Source organism: Bradyrhizobium sp. SEMIA (genome assembly GCF_014844175.1).
Classification (GTDB): Bacteria; Pseudomonadota; Alphaproteobacteria; order Rhizobiales; family Xanthobacteraceae; genus Bradyrhizobium; species Bradyrhizobium arachidis.
In genome coordinates this window covers 701,146-717,847 of the sequence record NZ_CP046601.1, presented here as the reverse complement: position 1 = coordinate 717,847, position 16,702 = coordinate 701,146, and the positions used below count along the sequence as shown (strand labels likewise).

General features: G+C 64.7%; 16 protein-coding genes and 1 pseudogene. 9 read left to right on the top strand and 8 right to left on the bottom strand.

Features of this window, described 5'->3' with window-relative positions:
• Positions 1–113: 113 nt before the first annotated feature.
• Positions 114–731: a hypothetical protein gene (locus tag FOM02_RS03420; RefSeq protein ID WP_027564169.1), complete on the top strand. Its 618-nt coding sequence runs from the start codon at positions 114–116 to the stop codon at positions 729–731.
• A gap of 154 nt (positions 732–885) precedes the next feature.
• On the opposite strand, the gene FOM02_RS03415 is transcribed toward FOM02_RS03420, so the two are convergent.
• Together FOM02_RS03415 and FOM02_RS03410 are read right to left on the bottom strand one after the other, a co-directional pair.
• A complete protein-coding gene (locus FOM02_RS03415; protein ID WP_084334953.1) occupies positions 886–1,089 on the bottom strand; it encodes a hypothetical protein in 204 nt (67 codons plus the stop codon).
• A gap of 17 nt (positions 1,090–1,106) precedes the next feature.
• Positions 1,107–2,114 (bottom strand): 2-dehydropantoate 2-reductase, encoded by a 1,008-nt coding sequence (locus tag FOM02_RS03410; RefSeq protein WP_027564168.1) that lies wholly within the window; start codon positions 2,112–2,114, stop codon positions 1,107–1,109.
• Positions 2,115–2,278: 164 nt separating this feature from the next.
• Between FOM02_RS03410 and FOM02_RS03405 the strand changes: the two are divergent.
• Positions 2,279–2,941, top strand: a pseudogene (locus FOM02_RS03405) (YidB family protein).
• A gap of 120 nt (positions 2,942–3,061) precedes the next feature.
• The gene (locus FOM02_RS03400; protein WP_027564166.1) at positions 3,062–3,334 is read left to right on the top strand and encodes a GlsB/YeaQ/YmgE family stress response membrane protein; all 273 of its coding nucleotides are present in this window, start codon (positions 3,062–3,064) and stop codon (positions 3,332–3,334) included.
• A 151-nt stretch (positions 3,335–3,485) separates the two neighbouring features.
• Here the strand turns inward: FOM02_RS03400 and FOM02_RS03395 are convergent, their stop codons facing one another.
• Positions 3,486–4,271 carry an SDR family NAD(P)-dependent oxidoreductase gene (locus FOM02_RS03395; RefSeq protein WP_027564165.1) on the bottom strand — a complete coding sequence of 262 codons (786 nt, stop codon included), beginning with the start codon at positions 4,269–4,271 and terminating at the stop codon, positions 3,486–3,488.
• A 244-nt stretch (positions 4,272–4,515) separates the two neighbouring features.
• Between FOM02_RS03395 and FOM02_RS03390 the strand changes: the two genes are divergently transcribed.
• From FOM02_RS03390 to FOM02_RS03380, 3 genes are read left to right on the top strand one after another with little or no spacing between them, the layout of a single operon-like run.
• Positions 4,516–5,580: an acyl-CoA dehydrogenase family protein gene (locus FOM02_RS03390; RefSeq protein WP_265441446.1), complete on the top strand. Its 1,065-nt coding sequence runs from the start codon at positions 4,516–4,518 to the stop codon at positions 5,578–5,580.
• A gap of 16 nt (positions 5,581–5,596) precedes the next feature.
• A complete protein-coding gene (locus FOM02_RS03385; RefSeq protein ID WP_265441445.1) occupies positions 5,597–6,757 on the top strand; it encodes an acyl-CoA dehydrogenase family protein in 1,161 nt (386 codons plus the stop codon).
• 16 nt (positions 6,758–6,773) lie between these two features.
• A complete protein-coding gene (locus tag FOM02_RS03380) occupies positions 6,774–7,592 on the top strand; it encodes an enoyl-CoA hydratase/isomerase family protein (RefSeq protein WP_027564162.1) in 819 nt (272 codons plus the stop codon).
• 109 nt (positions 7,593–7,701) lie between these two features.
• Here FOM02_RS03380 and boxB read toward each other — a convergent pair whose 3' ends face one another.
• The 5 genes from boxB to FOM02_RS03355 form a co-directional block, all read right to left on the bottom strand.
• Entirely contained in the window at positions 7,702–9,153 is a 1,452-nt protein-coding gene (boxB, locus tag FOM02_RS03375; RefSeq protein WP_027564161.1) for a benzoyl-CoA 2,3-epoxidase subunit BoxB, read from the bottom strand.
• A gap of 100 nt (positions 9,154–9,253) precedes the next feature.
• On the bottom strand, positions 9,254–10,942 hold the full coding sequence (boxC, locus tag FOM02_RS03370) for a 2,3-epoxybenzoyl-CoA dihydrolase (protein ID WP_027564160.1): 1,689 nt from the start codon (positions 10,940–10,942) through the stop codon (positions 9,254–9,256).
• A 118-nt stretch (positions 10,943–11,060) separates the two neighbouring features.
• On the bottom strand, positions 11,061–11,585 hold the full coding sequence (locus FOM02_RS03365) for a DUF309 domain-containing protein (protein ID WP_027564159.1): 525 nt from the start codon (positions 11,583–11,585) through the stop codon (positions 11,061–11,063).
• A gap of 18 nt (positions 11,586–11,603) precedes the next feature.
• Entirely contained in the window at positions 11,604–12,416 is an 813-nt protein-coding gene (locus tag FOM02_RS03360) for an alpha/beta fold hydrolase (protein WP_027564158.1), read from the bottom strand.
• Positions 12,417–12,694: 278 nt separating this feature from the next.
• A complete protein-coding gene (locus FOM02_RS03355) occupies positions 12,695–14,236 on the bottom strand; it encodes a benzoate-CoA ligase family protein (RefSeq protein ID WP_027564157.1) in 1,542 nt (513 codons plus the stop codon).
• A gap of 150 nt (positions 14,237–14,386) precedes the next feature.
• Between FOM02_RS03355 and FOM02_RS03350 the strand changes: the two genes are divergently transcribed.
• The 3 genes from FOM02_RS03350 (at position 14,387) to FOM02_RS03340 (ending at position 16,686) form a co-directional block, all read left to right on the top strand.
• The gene (locus FOM02_RS03350; RefSeq protein WP_027564156.1) at positions 14,387–15,295 is read left to right on the top strand and encodes a helix-turn-helix transcriptional regulator; all 909 of its coding nucleotides are present in this window, start codon (positions 14,387–14,389) and stop codon (positions 15,293–15,295) included.
• Between the two features lie 201 nt (positions 15,296–15,496).
• Positions 15,497–15,892: a group II truncated hemoglobin gene (locus FOM02_RS03345; protein ID WP_027564155.1), complete on the top strand. Its 396-nt coding sequence runs from the start codon at positions 15,497–15,499 to the stop codon at positions 15,890–15,892.
• Between the two features lie 113 nt (positions 15,893–16,005).
• On the top strand, positions 16,006–16,686 hold the full coding sequence (locus FOM02_RS03340) for a transglutaminase-like domain-containing protein (protein WP_027564154.1): 681 nt from the start codon (positions 16,006–16,008) through the stop codon (positions 16,684–16,686).
• Positions 16,687–16,702 lie beyond the last annotated feature (16 nt).

The window sequence follows — 16,702 nt, the reverse complement described above, 5'->3', positions numbered from 1 at the left end:
AGCATTCCAGCCATGAAATTCCCGAGTTCCATGGGTGACAACCCGGCGATAAAGGGGCAAAAATCCGGCTCGACTCAGTTCGGGTTGAGTCGTGTAAGGAATGCTCTCGTAAAATGTCAGTTGTAGTTGCATCGCGTCGTGCGGCGCCGCTCGTTGCCGCAGCAGGAGTTTTTCTGCTGATGGCGTCGCATGCCGAGGCGCAATGGTGGAAGCGCGCGCCGGTCGATTTCGAGGAATGCGCTGACGCTGCCGAGAAGGCCGCAAACAAGACCGAGAAGACCGCCCAGCTCGCCGACTGCAACGCCAAATTCGCCGGCCGACGCAAACCGGGCGGCGGCTATTCCTATTACGACTTCCTCCAGGACCGCACCTTCGACATCGCCGGCCCCAATCCGACGCCGGAAGAGCAGAAGAAGATCGACGAATCCTACACCGCCTATCTCGCCAAGCAGCGCCGCAGCAACGAGGCGGCGCAAGCCACCGCGCGTCAGCAGCGCGAGCAGCAGGAACAGCAGGTGCAGCAACTCCAGCAGGTCGCGCTACGCACCGAGGCCGAGCGCGTGCCGATGCCGGTCGAGCGGCCCAAGGTGCAGCAGGCTGTCGGCCAGCGAAAGGGTGCGCCCTGCACCAAGGGCTCGTTCTCCTGCGAATGGCCGCGCCTGTCGGAAAGCTTGAATGAACTGAAGAAGCTGTTCAATCCGGCGCCGAGCAAGCCGGCGAAGAAGGGGTGAGCTTCTCGCACTGACTGGTAGAGTGGGCAAAGGCGCGCCTTTGCGCGGCGTGCCGACCACATTCTGACGAGACAGAGAAGGTGGGCACGCTTCCGCCTTCGCTCTTCGAGCTTTGGCGGACAAGTCGCTTTGGCCACCCTACGAGAGCGTCACTTCAGCTCGGACGCTTCTTCTTGTTTCGCTTCGGTACGACGACCGGCGTAGTCGCGGGCGGTGTTGGACTGCCCAATTGCGACCTGCTCTCCTGCAATCGCCGGTCATAGCCGGGTGAGTTCATGACGGTCGGCGGCCTTGCCTCGGCGAATGTCGAAGCGGCGAGCGCGACGAGCGCAAACCCGATCAGCAAACAACGCCTCATCGCGCACCTCCTGGCACTCAAGCCGTCCCGCGGATCTGCTGCGGCGTCAGCCGGGGCGGGCCATTGCCTGCGGCTTCCGCCTCCCTGATCAGCGCAACAATGCGGCGCATCAGCGGCACCTCGACATGGTTCTGCTCGGCGAGCGCGATGACCGCGCCCTGGAGATAGTCGATCTCGGTCTTGCGGCCCTGCTTCAGATCCTGCCACATCGAGGAGCGCGCCTCGGGATCGATCTTCATCGTGCGTCCGAGGATCGCGTTGAAGATCATGTCGGGCAGCCGCAGCAAGGTCGGAGACCAGTTCATCGGGATCGGCGTCGACGACACCGGCGTGATGCCGGCTGCCTTCAGCGCGGCCAGGCCCTCCGCCATCTGGTCGGCGAACAATCTCCGCCAGTTGCGGTTCGCCAATTGCGCAGCGAGCGGCATATCGGACAATGCGCTGAGCGCGTTGTTCAGATTGATGATCAGCTTGCCCCATTGCACGCCGGTGATGTCACCGCTGGCGCGCATCGCAAGACCGGACACCGAGAGCGCCGCGGCGGTGTTCGCCTCATCCTCTCCGATATGGATGTCGCCGGAGGTCGAACGGTGGAAACGCCCCTCGCCCATCGCGATCACGTTGAACGGAACCATGCCCGCGAGCACGCGCCGGCCGCCGAGGCGCTCGCGCAGCACAGCGACATTGCCGATGCCGTTCTGAAGCGAGACGATCACCGCGTCCTGCGGCGCATGCTGCGCGATCTGGTCGGCGACATCGGCGGTGTCGGCACTCTTCACCGTCACCAGCACGATGCCGGCGCTGTGGAAGATGGCGGGGTCTTCCGACAGCGCGAGCTGGCCGGCACCGAGCCTTGTCTCGGACCCGTCGAAGTCGGTCAGCCGCAGGCCGAACCGCTCGATCTCGGTCTTCACCCGCGGCCGCACCAGCAGCGCGACGCGGCGGCTTGACGCGGCCAGCATGCCGCCGACGAAACAGCCGATGGCGCCCGCGCCGGCCACCACGATCGGTCGATCCGTAACCACTGGAGCTTGCTCCCCTCAAAGACCCGCCTTCGATAGCAGAGGCAGCGCCGGCTGCCCATTGGTTGCGATGCATTCGCCTTGTAACCGTCATGAGAGCCTCATATGTTTTCGCCCCGGGGGCTGTCAGCGGCGAGCGCTCGCGACGGAGAACGAAGGAGAGCACCATGGGTCTACTCGACGTCCTCAACGGCATGCAGAACGGCCCCCGTGGCCCGAGCACGCCAAGCTCCGAGCAATCCTCCGGCGGCATGTCGCCGATGACCATGGCGCTGCTCGGCCTGCTTGCCTGGAAGGCTTTCAAGCACATGACCGCAGGCCAGCCCGACGCAGCGCCGGCATCGCAGCAGCGCTCGCCGCTGCCGCCCTCCGACGCAGGTCAATACCGGCAGCAGCGCGCTTCCCCGGTGGCCCCGGCGGTAGCGGCGGTCTAGCGACCTGCGGCCGCACTCTGCGCCTCGGCACGAGAGGAAGCCACCACTGCCGCCACGGCCTCCACCGGCATAGCGCACGATCTCATGGGGCCAGCAGGCGGCGCGGCCGGCACCGTGCTCAGCGGCGGGCTCGGCGATCTCCTCAACCAGCTTCAGCAGGGCGGCCACGGCGAGGCCGCGAATTCCTGGGTCGGCAAGGGTGAGAACAAGGCAATCGCGCCCGGCGATCTCGCCAATGCGCTCGGTGCCGACCAGATCGAGAGCCTGTCCTCCCAGAGCGGCCTGTCGCGGGAAGAACTGCTCTCCGGCCTCAGCCAATATCTGCCGCAGGTAGTCGACCATCTGACGCCGGACGGACGGCTGCCGACGGAGAACGAGCTGTCGGGCAGAATTTAATCGAACTGGTCTGCCTGGCTTGAGCATGATCTTTTCGGAAGGCCGCTGCACACCTTGCGCTAAGGCGGCCCTCCGGGTCCGGATCATGCTCTCTACACCTTCACGAAGGGGAGCACTGTCATGAGTTTCGGCGGCCTGTTGTGGATCATCATCGTCGGCTTCGTCGCCGGCCTCATTGCGCGCTGGCTGGCACCGGGACCGAACAACCCGAGCGGCTTCATTCTCACCACCATCCTCGGTATTGCCGGCGCGTTCCTCGCCACCTTCATCGGCCAGGCCATCGGCCACTACAGCCCCGACCAGGGCGCCGGCTTCATCATGGCCACGATCGGCGCGGTGGTGGTGCTGTTCATCTGGCACCGGCTGGTCGCGAGCGGCGTGATAAAAGGGTAGCGGGCTAAGGCGCCAATAATAGAGAGAGGCAAACTGCCTCCTCGCCGTCATGCCCGGGCTTGACCCGGGCATCCACGTCTTTCGGTTCGCGCGGCGACACGTGGACGGCCGGGTCAGGCCCGGCCATGACGTGGAGAGAGTGCGATAGCCATCACGTAATCAAATGCATCCCCGCATCCATGCGCACGACCTCGCCGGTCATGTTGCTGGAGGCCGGCATCGCCAGGAAGCAGACGAGCTGCGCGATGTCCTCGGCGCTTGATGCGACCTTCAGCGGCACCTTCGCGATCACGCTGTCGCGCACCTGTTTTGCCTGTTCCTCGCCACGGCCCTTGGTGAACCAGGGGGTGTCGATATAGCCGGGGCAAACCGTGTTGACGCGGATCAAGGGCGCCAGCGCACGCGACAGCGACAGCGTCATCGTGTTGAGCGCGCCCTTGCTCGCAGCATAGGCGATCGACGAGCCGACGCCGCTGATCCCGGCGACGGAGGAAATGTTGACCACGGCGGATGGGCGCCCCGACGCGTTCGCACCGGCCTCAAGCAGGCTGCGCGCCGCGCGCACCATCTGGAACGGGCCGATGGTGTTGACGCCGTAGAGTCGTTGGAAATCTTCCGCCGAGAGCCCGTCGAGATTGCCATGGGCGACATGCTTGGTGATGCCGGCATTGTTGACGAGGATATCGAGCTTGCCCCAGCCGCCGGCTGCCGCAACGATCTTGCGGCAATCCTCGTCCTTCGAGACGTCGCCCTGCACGACCAGCACCTCAGCCGCGCCCGCCTTGCGGCACACTTCCGCCGTTGCCTCGGCTTCCTTCTGGCTCGACGAATAATTGATGACGAGCCGCGCCCCGCTCCGCGCGAGAATTTCCGCGGTTGCGGCGCCAAGGCCGGAGGCCGATCCCGTCACGATCGCGTACAGACTGTCTTGAGCCATCCGGATGTCCTTCCCCTGTATCTGATGCAAGCCTTCGTTGGCCCTCTTTAGCGAGTTTGCCGCGCCCTGCAAATCGAGCAAACTCCGCTAAGCGGAATTAGCTTATCGCCCATGCCCGCGCCGCAGGTTGACCTGCGATCAACGCTTGTCAGGGCCATGGCTTTTTCCGATCATCGGGCGCAAGAAGACACTGCGCGCCGCCCCGTCAGGCCGGACGCGCCAATGGCAAAACACGGGGAACGCTGTGGCGGAGAGTGACAATATCGTCGTCGATACCGCGGAGAAAATCTTCGCCGATCTCGCCGATCCGCAAACCATCAACAACGACAAGACGAATTCCTGGCAGGCGCCGCTGTGGCAGGCGCTGAGCGAAGCCGGCCTGCCGCTGTCCTGGGTGCCCGACGATCTCGGCGGCTCCGGCGCGAGCCTTGCCGACGGTTTTGCCTTGCTGAACGCCGCCGGCCGTTTCGCGGTCGCGGTTCCCCTGGCCGAAACCATGCTCGCCGGCTGGCTGCTGGCGCAGGCGAAGATCGCCTCGCCCGAGCGCGAGATGACCGTGCTGCCGGCAAGCCCGAAGGATCGCATCACGATCGATGCCGACGGCGCGCTCTCCGGCCGCAGCCGCGGCGTGCCCTTCGCCAAGGCGGCGAAACATTTCGCGGTGCTGGCGCACGGCAAGGACGGTGTTTCCATCGCGCTGGTCGATGCGAGCAAGGCGCGGATCGAGTCCGGGCTCAATGTCGGCTACGACCACAGCGATACCGTGACGCTCGACAAGGTCCAGCCGGTCACCATCAAGGCCGCGCCTGATGGCGTTGACCAGACCAATCTGATGCTGATGGGCGGCGTCGCGCGCAGCCTCCAGATTGCGGGCGCACTGGAATCGATGCTCGACATCTCCGTGCGCTATTCCAACGAGCGCGTCGCCTTCGAGAAGAAGATTTCGAAATTCCAGGCGGTGCAGCACAATCTCGCACGCCTCGCCGGCGAATCTGCCGCAGCGCTCGCGGCAGCAACGTCCGCAGCCGACGCCATCGCGAATGCAAAATCGTTCAACGACGAGGTCTACCTCGAAGCCGCCTCGGCAAAGATCCGCTGCGCGGAAGCTGCAGAGAAAGGCGGCGGCATCGCCCATCAGGTTCACGGCGCGATCGGCTTCACCATGGAGCACATCCTGCACCGCTATTCGCTGCGCGCGCTGGCCTGGCGCGACGACTTTGGTTCGGAGAGCCACTGGGCGGTCGAGCTCGGCAAGCTGGTGGCAAACCGCGGCGCCGACGAATTGTGGCCGCTCGTGGCTTCGCGTTGATCGGGAGACGAAACACATGACCGCTGCCCTCCGTTTCGATCCGATCCGCCTGCCCGAGAAGTGCGAGCAACTGCGCAAGGAAGTGCGCGCGTTCCTCGCCGAAGAGATCGCCGCCGGTACCTTCGATCCGCACAAGCCCAACCGCGAGGACACCGACGCGCCGGAATTCTCTCGCCGGGTCGGCGCCAAGGGCTGGCTGGGGATGACCTGGCCGAAGAAATATGGCGGCCAGGAGCGCTCCTTCCTCGAGCGCTACGTCGTCACCGAGGAGATGCGCGTCGCCAACGCGCCGACGCGGCGCTTCTTCGTCGCCGACCGCCAGAGCGGGCCGGTGCTGCTGAAATACGCGCCCGAGCACATCAAGATGGAGATCTTGCCGCGCATCTGCCGCGGCGAGATCTGCTTCGCGATCGGCATGAGCGAGCCGAACTCCGGCTCGGACCTGTTCGCGGCGAAGACGCGCGCGACCAAGACCGACGGCGGCTATCTCATCAACGGCACAAAAATCTGGACCTCGTCGGCGCATATCGCCGATTACATGATCGCGATCTTCCGGACCTCACAGCCGACCAAGGAAAACCGCCGTCACGGCCTGACACAATTTCTGGTCAAGATGAAGCAGCCGGGCATCAAGGTGAATCCGATCGGCCAGATCACCGGCCAGTACGAGTTCAACGAAGTCGTCTTTACGGACTTCTTCGTGCCAGAAGATCACGTGCTCGGTGAAGTCGACGGCGCCTGGAAGCAAGCGACGAGCGAGCTCGCGTATGAACGCAGCGGTCCCGAGCGCTTCCTCGAGACCTACTATGTGCTGACCGAGTTGGTTCGCGCGGTCGGCCCCAACCCGGACACGCGCAGCGCCGAAGGCATCGGCCGTCTCGTCGCCCAGCTCCACGCCATGCGGCGCATGTCGGTCTCGGTGGCCGGCATGCTGGCGGCCGGCAAGGAGCCGGTGGTCGAGGCCTCCATCGTCAAGGACATCGGCACGGTCTGGGAGCAACAGCTTCCGCACCGTGTGCGCGATCTCGCCGCCTTCGTCGAGGAGACCGCGACCAACCGCGAGACGCTGGAGCGGCAGCTCGACTTCGCCATCAAGACCGCGCCGAAACTCACCATCCAGGGCGGCACCACCGAGGTGCTGCGCGGCATCATCGCCCGCGGATTGGGCCTGCGCTAATTCAATCGAGGACACCATGAGCACGTATACAGATATCGGCGTCGAGAAGGTCGGACACGTCGGCACCATCGAAATCCGCCGTCCGCCGCTCAATTTCTTCGACATCTCGCTGATCAACCAGATCGCGGACGCGCTCGACGAGTTCGACCGCGACATCGAGATCCGCGCCTCGGTTCTCTCGGCACAGGGCAAGGCATTCTGCGCCGGCGCTAATTTCGGCGATCCGGCGCGACAGGCGCAGGAAGCGCGCGAGGCCGAGAAGAAGGCAAAGGGCGATCCGGCTGACAATCTTGGGCCGATCAGCCATCTCTACATCCAGGCCGTGCGCATCTTCCGCGCCAAGAAGCCGATCGTTGCCGCCGTGCAGGGCGCGGCCATCGGCGGCGGCCTGGGCCTTGCGGTATCGGCGGACTTCCGCGTCACCTGTCCCGAAGCGCGCTTCTCTGCGAACTTCACCAAGCTGGGCTTTCATCCCGGCTTCGGCCTGACCGTGACGCTGCCCGAGCTGATCGGCAAGAACAACGCCGAGTTGATGTTCTACACCAGCCGCCGCGTCACCGGCGAAGAGGCGGTGAAATGGGGTCTCGCCAACGAGCTCGTCCCGCAGGACCAGGTCAAGGCGGCCGCGATGAAGCTCGCCGGCGAGATCGCTGAATGCTCGCCGCTCGGCCTGCTCTCCACCCGCGCCACGATGCGCAATGGACTTGCCGACCGCGTGATGGCCGCGACCAATCACGAGCTCGCCGAGCAGACCCGCCTGCGCGCGACGGAGGACTTCAAGGAAGGCGTGAAGGCCACGGAAGAGCGGCGCGCGGCGAATTTTAAGGGGCGGTAGCTCGCCTCATCCCGCCACTTCGGCCACCGAACTGCAAAACGCCTGGCAACGAGGTTACCAGGCGTTTTTGTTGTCCGGGACGACCGTCGAGTGCGGCCGCGCCCTCGCCTTACGACTCGATCTTCACGTATTCGAAATCGCCCGGCTTGTTATCGATGCCGACCTTCGGCGGCGAGATCCAGGAGGCGAACTTGCCGGTCTCGGTGACGGGCTGCATCAGCGAGGTGATGAAGTCGCCATCGGCCGTCGACGGCAGCCACTCGTCCTTGCGCTTGGACCAGGTGGCCTCGTCGATCAAAATGCCGTCCGGCGTGGCGTGGATGTCCTTGAACTCGCCGATGTGGCGGTGGAAGGCGACGTTGGGCAGCGTCAGCTTGTAATCGTAGCCGGCGGTCGAGATCACCTTGTTCCAGCGCAGCATGCCCTTGACGCAATCCTGGCTGTAGTCGTCGCGCAGGCGCATGTTGAGCGCGGTCAGCGCCGGCTCGTCGACCAGCTTGATCTCGCCGTTGATGAACTTGAGCACCGGATAGGTGGCGTTCTTGAGCTGGTGATCGTCCTCGATCTGGGTCTCGTGATAACGGCCCTTGATGCCGGCGTTGAAGGCGTTCGCCGCGTTGGTCGAGACTTCCGAGCCGAACAGATCGAGCGACAGGGTGTAGTGCAGGTTCAGCTTCTTCTGGATGGTCGGCAGATCGATCACGCCGAGTGCGCGGACTTTTGCGATGTCGGTGGGATCGGTGATGCCGGCTTCGCGCATGGCATCGCAGGTGCGCTGCACGACGCGGGTGATGCCGGTCTCGCCGACGAACATGTGGTGCGCTTCCTCGGTCAGCATGAAGCGGCAGGTGCGCGACAGCGGATCGAAGCCGGACTGCGCGAGGCTGTGCAGCTGCATCTTGCCGTCGCGGTCGGTGAAGTAAGTGAACATGAAGAAGGACAGCCAGTCCGGCGTAGCCTCGTTGAACGCACCCAGCATGCGCGGCGCGTCGGCGTCGCCTGAACGGCGGCGCAGCAAATCATCCGCTTCCTCACGGCCATCGCGGCCAAAGTACTTCTGGAGCAGATAGACCATGGCCCAGAGATGGCGGCCTTCCTCGACATTGACCTGGAACAAGTTGCGCATGTCGTAGAGCGAGGGCGCGGTCTTGCCGAGATGGCGCTGCTGCTCGACCGAGGCCGGCTCGGTGTCGCCCTGGATCACGATCAGGCGACGCAGCATGGCGCGGTGCTCGCCTGGGACTTCCTGCCAGGCCGGCTCGCCGTAGTGCTCGCCGAACGGAACGACGCGATTCTCTTCCTGCGGCGCAAGCAGGATGCCCCAGCGATATTCGGGCATGCGAACATAGTCGAACTTGGCCCAGCCGCGGGGATCGACGGAGTAAGCGGTGCGCAGGTAAACCAGCGATTCCTGGAAACCCTCCGGCCCCATGTCGCTCCACCAGTCCATGTAACCGGGATGCCAGCCTTCCAGCGCTTTGAGCACTTGGCGGTCTTCAGCGAGATTCACGTTGTTGGGAATCTTGGTCGAGTAGTCGACGTTCATGATGTTCATGTTCATGGGGGACCTCCCGTGGGGGACTAGCTCGTTTGCAGGACGCGAATGGCGAATGGCGAGTAGCGAATGGAATCCCCATTCGCCATTCGCTACTCCCTATTCGCTAGACTCTCGTCATATCGAATTTCGGCTTCTGCCCGCTGCCATAGCGGCGTAGTGCGCCTTCCTCGCCGACCGCGTTCGGACGCTGGAAGATCCAGTTCTGCCAGGCGGTGAGGCGCGCGAAGATCTTTGATTCCATCGTCTCGGGGCCAACGAAGCGAAGGCTCGCTTCCATGCCGGTGAGGCTGTCGGGCGAGAAGCTGGCGCGCTCCTCCAGGAACACGCGGACCTCGTCGTCCCAGTCGATGTCGTCGAGCGCGAAGGTGACGAGCCCGAGCTCTTCCGCCTGCTCGGCGTCGAGCGCGGTGCCGAGCGTTGCTTCCGCGCGCTCGACGTCCGCAGGATCAGCCTGGAAGCGCGACTCCAGCCGCGTCAAACCATGGCTCATCGGATACGGGCCGAAGTTCATCGCGGAGAGTTCGATCGACGGCGGCGGGCGGTTATCGCCCTGGCGCGTGCCGATCAGCATGTAGGAGCGGTCGGCAGCGAACACGAGTTCGGCGAGCGTGCCAGCAAAGCAGGAGCCGGGCTCGATCAGCGTCACCAGCGTGCGCGAGGTGACGTCGATGCGCTTCAGCACACGCTTCCAGTAATGCCTGATCTCGTTGACCAGCCAATGCGCCTTGTTGGCTTCGAGGAAAGCGTCGTTGGCGAGCACATGGGCGCGATCGCCATGGCTCTTGAACACGAGCATCGCGATCTCGAGCTCGTTGATGCGCAAATGCAGGATGGCATCGTCGAGCTCGCGCGCCACCTGCAGCGGCCAGAACGACGTGCCCTGCGCCATCATGCCGTCGATGTCGGCGGGCGGCGCGGCTTCCGGCGCCTTGATCGAGATGGTGGCGATGCGGGCGGCGCGGTCGATGTCCACGCTGACGAAGCCGTAGCGGATGCTGGTCTCGTCGATGTTCCGTTTCAGCGGAGAGAGCGCGATGCCCTTGCCGCTGCCGGCGCGCTTCGATTTGCCGGCGAACTCCTTGGCGCGCTCGGTGATCTTGGCCTCCAACTTCGAATTCGGCGCGATCTCGTCGACCAGGCGCCACTGCACCGCGCGCTTGCCCTTCACGCCTTCCTCGATGGTGCAGAAGAAATCGGCGTGGTCGCGGCGCACCTTGCGCTTGTCGACGACGCGGGTGAGGCCGCCGGTACCCGGCAGCACCGCGAGCAGCGGCACTTCCGGCAGCGCCACGGCAGAGGCGCCGTCGTCGGCGAGGATGATGTGGTCGGTCGCAAGCGCGAGCTCATAGCCGCCGCCGGCGGCCGAGCCGTTCACCACGGTGATGAAGCGCTGGCCGGAATTCTCCGAAGAGTCTTCCATACCGTTGCGGGTCTCGTTGGTGAACTTGCAGAAGTTCACCTTGTGGGCATGGGTCGAGCCCGCGAGCATGCGGATGTTGGCGCCGGCGCAGAACACGCGGTTCTTGGCCGAGCGCATCACCACCACCTTCACCTCGGGATGCTCGAAGCGCAGGCGCTGGATCGCGTCGGCCAGCTCGATGTCGACGCCGAGATCATAGGAATTGAGCTTGAGCTGGTAGCCCTCGAACAGGCCGCCGTTCTCGTCGACATCCATGGTCAGCGTCGCGACGTCGCCATCGACCGCGAGCTTCCAGTGCTTGTAGCGGGACGGATCGGTCTGGAAATCGATGAATGTCGCGCCGCCTGCGAGGCGCCGATCTTCCCCGGCCATGGGTCACCCCTAAGCTTGATTATGCATTTTCGCCGTAGCGTTAGATGCACAATAGTGCATCTTTTGGAAGGCGTCTAGCCCTTAACGACCGGTGCATGCACTTTGTTTCATGCGTCGCTCAAGACCGTCCGATGGCGCCGAGGGCGATCCAGTCCGCCTTGGAGAGCTCGGGACCATCGAGCTTGGCCTGGAGCTGCGCCGCCAGGGCCGCGACCGGAAAGCTCTCGACGAAGCCGTCGCCGCCCGCGGCCACCTTGCGCGAGTTCAGCGCCTGCAACTCGCCGAGCGCATCTCCGAACAGGCGCGCGGCCGAGCGCGACCGCTGCATGCGCAGTCGCAGATTGGCGTTGGCGATGTGGACGCAGGCCCGCAGCAGAATGCGCTCGCGGCCGCCTTGGGGAGCGGCCGCCCACACCGCCTCCAGCACCTCCTGCGCTTCCCAGAAATAGCCGCGGTCGTTGAGCGCGAGGCCGTAGCGCAGCGCCGGATGCCGCGCCGGCACGAAGCCGCGGAAGGCCGCAGGCACCAGCGCCTTGGCCATGTCCAGCGTTTCGTAGTCGGCCTCGGCCCCGCCCGCCTCGCCGGGCACATAGGCCCATCGCGGCCATGACAACTGGCCGCCTGCATGTGAAGGCACATTCATCGATGTGTCTCCGCAATGTCATGCGGCGTGAAGTCCCTGATCGTGGCGCAGGGCCGCCTTTGCAAATTGCTCGATCGCGTCAAGCGTCACCCCTGGCGCTTCACGATGCGGGGAATGCCCCGCGTCTGAAATAATTTTCAAATCTACCGGACAGTAACATTCTTCCTGCGCAATTTCGACCTGGCGCAGTGTCCCATATTGGTCATCGACACCTTGCAGGACCAAGACGGGAACGCGGATATAGGCGAGGTATTCCGAGATGTCCCAATCGCGGAACTTGGGGTCGAGCCAGGCGCCGTTCCAGCCATAGAAGGCGTTGTCGACGTCCTTGTGCCAGCGCGCGAGCTTTGCCTTGAGGTCTGTGGTCTCAAAGGTGGTCTTGATCGCGGCGATCGACTGCACCGAGACGTCCTCGACGATGAAATGCGGCGCGATCAGCACGAGGCCGCTCAGGCGATGATCCTGATGCGCACCGGCATAGATCGTCGCGATCGAGGCGCCGTCGGAATGGCCGAGCAGGAGGCCGCGCTTGAAGCCGATCGCATCGAGCAGCTTCGGCAGCACGTCGAGCGCCTCGCGCTGCATGTAATCTAGCGGCCGCGGCAAGGTCACCGGGCTCGACTGGCCGTAGCCCGCGCGCGAATAGACGAAGATGCCGGCGCCGGTGGCCTCTCGAAGCTTTTCGGGGAAGTCACCCCAGAGGCCCACCGAGCCGAGGCCTTCGTGCAGCATCACGATGGTCGGCGCGTCGGCGGCCTGCGGCGCGAGCCATTTGTATTCGAGGCTGGCGTTGCCGATGGTGAGGTGGCCGGTGGGGGTGAGGTTGGTCATGCTGTCACTCTTCTTCGATCGCGCAGTAAGAACGAGCTGTGTCCGCTTGCTCAGTCGTTCCCTCCCCCCCTTGCGGGGGAGGGCTAGGGAGAGGGGTGCCACACGGGGACTCCCCGCTGTGACGAAGAACATCTGGCGCGCGACGACGAAGAACATCTGGCGCGCGACATGAAGACCGGTTGCTGGGCTACCCCTCTCCCCCGCCCTCCCCCGCAAGGGGGGAGGGAGCGCAGCGGAGTTCGCGGCGATAGCGCGAGTCACACGCCGCACGGTCACGCTCAACCCGCCCCTTCCCGCAGCTTGAAGCGCTGGATCTTACCTGTCGCCGTCTTCGGCAGGGACTCCACCACATCGATCCAGCGCGGATATTTCCACGGGCCGATCTTCTGCTTGACGTGCTCCTTCAGCATCTCCTGCAAGTCCGTCGTCTTGGCGCCGGGACGCAGCACGACGAAGGCCTTCGGCTTCAGCAGCCCTTCCGCATCGGCCTCGGGCACGACGGCGGCCTCCAGCACGGCGGGATGCGTGATCAGCGCACTCTCGACCTCGAACGGCGAGACCCAGATGCCGGAGACCTTGAACATGTCGTCGGCGCGGCCGCAGAAGGTGTAGCGGCCATCGGCGTCGCGGATGTATTTGTCACCGGTGCGGGTCCACGGTCCTTCAAACGTGCGGCGGCTCTTGTGGCGCTGGTTCCAGTAGCCCTCGCCGGCGGAGGGCGCATCGACCAGGAGTTCACCGACCTCGCCATCGGCGACGTCCCGGCCGGCTTCGTTGACGAGCCGCACCGCATAGCCGGGCACCGGCTTGCCGGATGAGCCGTATTTGATGTCGCCCGGCGCATTCGACAGGAAGATGTGCAACAGCTCGGTCGAGCCGACGCCATCGAGGATGTCGACGCCGAAGCGCGATTTCCAGCTGTTGCCGACAGACTCGGGGAGCGCCTCGCCGGCCGAGGTGCAGATGCGCAAGGCCTTGCCGCCGCGCTCGGCCTTCATCGTCTCGTCGTTGAGCATCGCGGCAAACAATGTCGGCACGCCGTAGAAGATCGACGGATTGTATCTGTTCATCAGGTCGAACATGCGCGCCGGCGTCGGGCGCTCGCTGTTGAGCACCACGGTGGCGCCGACCGACATCGGGAAGGTCAACGCATTGCCGAGGCCATAGGCAAAGAACAGCTTTGCCGCGGACAGACACACGTCGCTCTCGCGGATGCCGAGCACTTGCCTGGCATAGGTATCCGCGGTCGCCTGCAAGTTCGAATGCAGATGGCGCACGCCCTTGGGCATGCCGGTCGAGCCCGACGAATAGAGCCAGAACGCCGGCTCGTCCGGATGCGTCGCGGCGGTCGTGAACTGATCGCTCTCGCCCGAGATCTCCTCGGCGAGCTGCTTGTGGCCGTTCTGCTTGGCGCCGGACACCACGACATGCTCGAGATCCGGCATGCGGCCGACGACGTCCTTGATGACAGGGTAGAGCGCCTCGGACACGAACAGCACGCGGGCGCGGCAGTCGGCGAGGATGTAGGCGTACTGGTCCGCGGTCAGCAGCGTGTTGAGCGGCACCGGCACGATGCCGGCGCGGATCGCGCCCAGGAACACGATCGGGAAATTGACCGTGTCCAGCATGATCATCGCCACGCGCTCCTCGCGGCGGACGCCGAGGCGGCGCAGCATGTTGGCGGCGCGGCGGGTGTCGCGCTGGAGCTCGCCATAGGTGAGCCGCGAGACGGTGTCGTCGAAGACGAGCTTGTTGGCTCGGCCCTCCTCGACGTTGCGGTCGAGCAGCCAGGTCACCGCGTTATAGGATCCCTCGCTCACGGACATCTCCCCCGAATTTAGAATTATAATTCATAGAAAGACACTGTGACAGCTTGCTGTCAATGCCAGCAGGCACTATGTTTCATTAAAACGCGCCGCAAGACCTCTTGAAGAAGGCATCCGCTAAAGAAGGTCCATGATCTGTAATCCATGACCGACAGTCCCGACGCCGAATCCCGCTTTCTCGAACAGCTCGGCCAGCGCGTGCGCACCATGCGCGCGCTGCGCGGCATGTCGCGAAAAGTGCTCGCCAAGGTATCAGGAATTTCGGAGCGCTACATCGCGCAGCTCGAGAGCGGCAAGGGCAATGTTTCCATCGTGCTCCTGCGCCGCGTCTCCGACGCGATGGGTGCGCATCTCGAAGATCTGCTCCCCTCAGCCGATCCGACGCCGGACTGGCAGATGTTTCGCGATCTCCTGCGCAAGGCGACGCCGGCGCAGATCGCGCAGGCAAAAGATCTGCTCACTGGGGGCAGTGCGTCCGCGCCACGGCGCGCGCCGTTCTGCGGCATCGCGCTAATCGGCCTGCGCGGCGCCGGCAAATCGACGCTTGGGCGAATGCTGGCGAAGAAGATCGGCTGGAGCTTCGTCGAGCTCAACAAGGAGGTCGAGCAGCAGAACGGCCTTTCGGTCGCCGAGATCATCGCGCTTTACGGCCAGGAAGGCTTTCGCCGCATGGAGCAGGCGGCGCTGCAACAGCTGCTCGCGCGCAACGAGCTGATGGTGCTGGCGACCGGCGGCGGCATCGTCTCTGAGCCGCTGACCTTCGACCAGATCCTGACCTCGTTCTACACGATCTGGCTGAAGGCCGAGCCCGAAGAGCACATGGCCCGCGTCCGCCGCCAGGGCGATCTGCGCCCGATGGCGGATGATCGTTCGGCCATGGCCGAGCTGCGCAACATTTTGCTGAGCCGCGAACCGTTGTACTCGCGCGCGACGGCGGTGGTGGATACGGCGGGGCTGTCGGTCGACGCCGCGGCTGCAAGGCTGATCGATGCGGTGCGCCCGGTGCTGCAGAACGAGGCCCGCAGCTTTGGGCTGCGGAGCGTGGCGCTGTAGGCCTCGCTGTCGTCCCTGCGAACGCAGGGACCCATACCGCGTGATCCCTCGATTGTTCGCGCTGCTAATCCCGAACGACCAATCTTCGCCAAACTCCTCCCTGGGGTTATGGGTCCCTGCGTTCGCAGGGACGACAGCGGAGTTTGTGGGCGCGCCACAAGATCACTATATCGGAGCCGAACAGTAGCCTTGGGACTCACGATGACCTCCAGCGACGTCGCCATCTCCATGTTCGAACGAATTGGCGGCAGGGCCACGATCGACGCCCTCGTCGACCGCTTCTACGACCGCATGGACACGCTGCCGGAGGCAAAAGTCGTCCGCGCGATGCACGCGGACGACCTCGACCTGATCAGGGACGTGCTGAAGCGCTATCTCACCGAATGGACCGGCGGGCCGAAACTCTATTCGCCCGAGATGGGCCATCCGCGGCTGCGCCAGCGGCATATCGGCTTTGCCATTGGGGACGCCGAGCGCGACGCGTGGATGCTCTGCATGCGCGGTGCGATGGAAGAGACAATCACCGACGCTGCCGCGCGCGCCGATCTCGACCGCGCGATATCGGGCCTCGCCGACTGGATGCGCAACCGGCAATGATCGCATCGGCGCGATGGCAACCAGCGTCTCGACGCAAATGGATCGCTTGCGCGCAACGCTCCATGCGTCAGGCGATTTGAGTTCCGCGCGGATCAACTGTTAAGCTGTCGGCCATGGCAGACATTCTCCCGGATACCATCCGCCGCCTCTACACCGATCCAGGCGAGTACATCGACAGCGATCATCCCGCCGTGAAGAGCTTCGCCGAAGCCGCCGTGCGCGCAGATGCGGGCGCGCGCGAGAAGGCGAGCGTGCTCTACAAGGCGGTGCGCGATGGCATCCGTTACAACCCGTACGTCAGCATGCGCATCGCCGAGACGTTTCGTGCCTCGAGCGTGCTCGCCGCCGGGCAAGGTTACTGCGTCGGCAAGGCCTCGCTCTATGCCGCCGCCTGCCGCGTCCACGGCATCCCCGCCCGGGTCGGCTTTGCCGACGTCAAGAACCATCTCACCACCGAAAAGCTGCGGGCGAGCATGGGCACCGACATCTTCACCTGGCACGGCTTTACCGAGCTGCATGTCGACGGCGCCTGGCGCAAGGCAACGCCGACCTTCAACGACACACTCTGCGCCAAGGTCGGCGTGGCCCCGCTCGACTTCGACGGCCACACCGATGCACTGCTACATCCGTTCGACGGCGAGGGTCGTGCTTACATGCAATACGTCAACGACCGCGGCACCTATCACGACGTGCCGGCAAAGTTTTTGATGCGCGAGATGGCGAGGGACTACGCCAACATGCAGGGCGAGGATTTATCGGGGCGCGATATGGAGCGGGAGGCGGAGGAGCGGTAGAGGCGAACAAGGTGCG

What these genes read in the sequence shown, in the direction of transcription:
- FOM02_RS03385 (WP_265441445.1), top strand. Translation starts at nt 5,597, where the DNA reads ATGACCGCTGCCCTCCGTTTCGATCCGATCCGCCTGCCCGAGAAGTGC.
- FOM02_RS03415 (WP_084334953.1), bottom strand. Translation starts at nt 1,089, where the DNA reads ATGAGGCGTTGTTTGCTGATCGGGTTTGCGCTCGTCGCGCTCGCCGCT.
- FOM02_RS03395 (WP_027564165.1), bottom strand. Translation starts at nt 4,271, where the DNA reads ATGGCTCAAGACAGTCTGTACGCGATCGTGACGGGATCGGCCTCCGGC.
- FOM02_RS03365 (WP_027564159.1), bottom strand. Translation starts at nt 11,585, where the DNA reads ATGAATGTGCCTTCACATGCAGGCGGCCAGTTGTCATGGCCGCGATGG.
- boxC (WP_027564160.1), bottom strand. Translation starts at nt 10,942, where the DNA reads ATGGCCGGGGAAGATCGGCGCCTCGCAGGCGGCGCGACATTCATCGAT.
- FOM02_RS03420 (WP_027564169.1), top strand. Translation starts at nt 114, where the DNA reads ATGTCAGTTGTAGTTGCATCGCGTCGTGCGGCGCCGCTCGTTGCCGCA.
- FOM02_RS03340 (WP_027564154.1), top strand. Translation starts at nt 16,006, where the DNA reads ATGGCAGACATTCTCCCGGATACCATCCGCCGCCTCTACACCGATCCA.
- FOM02_RS03380 (WP_027564162.1), top strand. Translation starts at nt 6,774, where the DNA reads ATGAGCACGTATACAGATATCGGCGTCGAGAAGGTCGGACACGTCGGC.
- FOM02_RS03400 (WP_027564166.1), top strand. Translation starts at nt 3,062, where the DNA reads ATGAGTTTCGGCGGCCTGTTGTGGATCATCATCGTCGGCTTCGTCGCC.
- FOM02_RS03350 (WP_027564156.1), top strand. Translation starts at nt 14,387, where the DNA reads ATGACCGACAGTCCCGACGCCGAATCCCGCTTTCTCGAACAGCTCGGC.
- FOM02_RS03345 (WP_027564155.1), top strand. Translation starts at nt 15,497, where the DNA reads ATGACCTCCAGCGACGTCGCCATCTCCATGTTCGAACGAATTGGCGGC.
- boxB (WP_027564161.1), bottom strand. Translation starts at nt 9,153, where the DNA reads ATGAACATGAACATCATGAACGTCGACTACTCGACCAAGATTCCCAAC.
- FOM02_RS03360 (WP_027564158.1), bottom strand. Translation starts at nt 12,416, where the DNA reads ATGACCAACCTCACCCCCACCGGCCACCTCACCATCGGCAACGCCAGC.